This window comes from Oceanobacillus luteolus (assembly GCF_042678205.1).
Taxonomy (GTDB): Bacteria; Bacillota; Bacilli; order Bacillales; family Amphibacillaceae; genus Oceanobacillus; species Oceanobacillus luteolus.
This window is the reverse complement of record NZ_JBHUDE010000072.1, coordinates 1-1,137: the sequence shown is the minus strand read 5'-3', so window position 1 is coordinate 1,137 and position 1,137 is coordinate 1. Positions and strand designations below refer to the sequence as shown.

General features: G+C 35.0%; 1 pseudogene. It reads right to left on the bottom strand.

From position 1 onward, the window contains the following. Positions 1–1,137, bottom strand: a pseudogene (locus ACFSBH_RS12170) (IS3 family transposase); the annotation flags it as partial.

The window sequence follows — 1,137 nt, the reverse complement described above, 5'->3', positions numbered from 1 at the left end:
TTTTTGCCTCGTCAATTCTACGTTTAAACCCATGTGAAGTATATTGGAAACCACGGTCACTATGAATGAGTGGGCGGTCAGTTTCTAATTGATCTGTAGCTTGATCCAGGGTCTTAAATACTAGATTATTATTATTGGAATGTCCTAAAACATAGCTAATAATTGAACCATCATATAAATCTAGAATCGCACTTAAATAAGCTTTCTTTGAAGTACCGTATTTAAACTCGGTAACGTCAGTTACCCATTTTTCATTAGGTTTTTCAGCATGAAATTCCCGATTTAATAAATTTTCTGCAACGTGCTGAGGTTTTGAACGCTTATATCGTGTCTTCTTCCTCCTAATAACAGATTGTATCCCGGCAATTTTCATTAGCCTATAAATTCGTTTATGATTATAACTCTTGCCAAACTTTCGATTGATATTTATCAGCATTCGACGGTAACCATATATACGCTTAACATTCTTATGGATAGCTTTCATTTCCTTAATAATTTCTTCGTTTTCAAGTTCTCGAGAGGAAGGCTTACGGTTTAACCATTTATAATAAGCAGCTCTTGAAACACCTGCAATTTCGCATAACATGACAATGCTGAGTTCCTCATTTTCATAAAGTTCTTTAATTGCAATATATTTATCTTCAAATCTTACTTGACTTATTTTCGCCTCCTTTCGATCTCCTCTAACTTTTTTAAGAATGCATTCTCGGCACGTAATCGTTCATTTTCTTTTTCAATTCGGCGAATCTCTAACTTCATTTTTTCTTCAGAAGTTAATTCTTCTTCGTTCTTCGAACGCCCTCTACGATCCTTCAACGCATCCCAACCGCCATCTTCATATTTACGTACCCATTGATAAACTTGTTGATATGATACTTGATGTTTTTCAGCTGTATCTTGATAATTCTTTCCGTTACCTAATGCATCTTGTACTATCTCAATACGTTCATTCAAAGTCGTTTTTCGTCCTTTAGTCATAGAGCTTGTCCTTCCTTTTCCTGTATCTTTTAATTCTCTATGACCATTATACTTTTTAATCCATCGGTGGAATACCCCACTACTAGATATGTCATACTTTCGAAGGACTTCATTTTGAGAGTACTCCCCTGACAAATAATCTTTAACTGCAGCTACCTT